At 43.7% G+C, this 2,419-nt stretch carries 2 protein-coding genes and 1 pseudogene; all 3 read left to right on the top strand.

Annotation, left to right across the window (positions count from 1 at the left end; translation table 11 throughout):
* Positions 1-496, top strand: a pseudogene (locus tag SORDD16_RS06145) (dihydrofolate reductase); the annotation flags it as partial.
* A gap of 201 nt (positions 497-697) precedes the next feature.
* The gene (gene clpX / locus SORDD16_RS06135; protein WP_061452745.1) at positions 698-1,930 is read left to right on the top strand and encodes an ATP-dependent Clp protease ATP-binding subunit ClpX; all 1,233 of its coding nucleotides are present in this window, start codon (positions 698-700) and stop codon (positions 1,928-1,930) included.
* Positions 1,931-1,938: 8 nt separating this feature from the next.
* On the top strand, positions 1,939-2,419 hold a 481-nt coding region (gene yihA, locus SORDD16_RS06130), incomplete at its 3' end, for a ribosome biogenesis GTP-binding protein YihA/YsxC (RefSeq protein WP_061452892.1).

The raw sequence follows: 2,419 nt of genomic DNA, 5'->3' as shown, positions 1-2,419 counted from the left end.
ATCATAGCCATTTGGGCCCAAGATGAAAAAGGTGTGATTGGGAAGGAAGATCGTCTCCCTTGGCATTTGCCGGCAGAGTTGCAACATTTTTAAGGAAACAACTTTAAATCATGCTATACTAATGGGACGAGTGACTTTTGATGGCATGGGACGTCGCCTGCTTCCAAAACGCCAAACCTTGATTTTGACACGAAACAGTGACGAAGTCGTGGATGGAGCGCTCGTGTTTCAAGATGTGAAGTCTGTTTTAACTTGGTATCAGAGTCAGGAAAAAAATCTCTATATCATCGGTGGGAAACAGATTTTTCAGGCTTTTGAGCCATATTTAGATGAAATCATCGTGACACAGATTCATGCTCAGGTGGAGGGAGATACCTATTTCCCTGAGGAGTTTGACTTGTCTCGTTTTGAGACAGTTGCAAGCAAATCTTACACCCGAGATGAGAAAAACGACTATGATTTTACCATCGAATACCGAGATAGAAAGGAAGTCTAATGGAGCGCAGTATATTTGGATTTTTTACAGCTTTTTTGTGCGTAATCTGTATTTTGACTGGAGCACAGGCTTTTCGTAAGAAGCGCTATGGACTGTCTGCCTTGCTCTGGTTGAATGCTTTTACCAATCTGGTCAACAGTGTCCACGCTTTTTATATGACCTTATTTTAGATAGAATGATAAATTAGAATGGAAGGAAATCATGCCTACAAATAGGAAAAATGATATGATGGTTTATTGCTCATTTTGTGGCAAAAGCCAAGAAGAAGTAAAGAAAATAATCGCTGGGAACAACGCCTTTATCTGTAATGAATGTGTGGAGTTAGCCCAGGAAATCATTCGGGAGGAGTTGGCCGAGGAAGTCTTGGCAGACTTGTCTGAAGTACCAAAACCAATCGAACTCCTCAATATCTTAAACCACTATGTGATTGGTCAGGATCGTGCCAAACGTGCTCTTTCCGTGGCTGTATACAATCACTACAAACGTATCAATTTCCACGATACACGTGAAGAGTCAGCAGATGTGGATTTGCAGAAGTCAAACATCTTGATGATTGGTCCAACCGGTTCAGGGAAAACTTTCCTTGCTCAGACCTTGGCTAAGAGCTTGAATGTGCCTTTTGCTATTGCAGATGCGACAGCTCTGACTGAGGCTGGGTATGTGGGTGAGGACGTGGAAAATATCCTCCTCAAACTCTTGCAGGCTGCTGACTTTAACATCGAACGTGCAGAACGTGGGATTATCTACGTGGATGAAATTGACAAAATTGCCAAGAAGAGCGAGAATGTGTCTATCACACGTGACGTTTCGGGTGAAGGGGTGCAACAAGCCCTTCTCAAGATTATCGAGGGAACTGTCGCTAGCGTACCGCCTCAAGGTGGACGCAAACATCCACAACAAGAGATGATTCAGGTGGATACTAAAAATATCCTCTTCATCGTGGGTGGTGCCTTTGATGGCATCGAAGAAATCGTTAAACAACGTCTGGGTGAAAAAGTTATTGGCTTTGGACAAAACAACAAAGCGATTGATGAAAACAGTTCCTACATGCAAGAAATCATCGCTGAAGATATTCAAAAATTCGGTATTATCCCTGAGTTGATTGGGCGCTTGCCTGTCTTTGCTGCTCTTGAGCAATTGACGGTCGATGACTTGGTTCGCATCCTGAAAGAGCCAAGAAATGCCTTGGTGAAACAATACCAAACCTTGCTTTCTTATGATGACGTTGAATTGGAATTTGACGATGAAGCCCTTCAAGAAATCGCCAATAAGGCTATTGAACGCAAAACTGGTGCGCGTGGTCTTCGCTCAATCATCGAAGAAACCATGCTAGATGTTATGTTTGAAGTGCCAAGTCAAGAAAATGTGAAATTGGTCCGCATCACGAAAGAAGCTGTCGATGGAACGGAAAAACCAATCCTTGAAACAGCCTAGAGGTGACTATGGAAATCAATACACACAATGCTGAAATCTTGCTCAGTGCGGCTAATAAATCCCACTATCCGCAGGATGAACTACCAGAGATTGCCTTAGCAGGGCGTTCAAATGTTGGCAAATCTAGCTTTATCAACACTATGCTGAACCGCAAGAATCTGGCCCGCACATCAGGGAAACCTGGTAAAACCCAGCTCCTCAACTTCTTTAACATTGATGACAAGATGCGCTTTGTGGATGTTCCAGGTTATGGCTATGCCCGCGTTTCTAAAAAGGAACGTGAAAAATGGGGGCGCATGATTGAGGAGTATTTGACCACTCGGGAAAATCTCCGTGCCGTGGTCAGTCTGGTGGATCTCCGTCACGACCCGTCAGCAGATGATGTGCAGATGTACGAATTTCTCAAGTATTATGAGATTCCGGTTATCATCGTTGCGACCAAGGCGGACAAGATTCCTCGTGGTAAATGGAACAAGCACGAATCAGCAA

Source organism: Streptococcus oralis, from assembly GCF_001578945.1.
GTDB lineage: Bacteria > Bacillota > Bacilli > Lactobacillales > Streptococcaceae > Streptococcus > Streptococcus oralis_Q.
This window is presented reverse-complemented; position numbering and strand designations above follow the sequence as displayed.

What these genes read in the sequence shown, in the direction of transcription:
- clpX (WP_061452745.1), top strand. Translation starts at nt 698, where the DNA reads ATGCCTACAAATAGGAAAAATGATATGATGGTTTATTGCTCATTTTGT.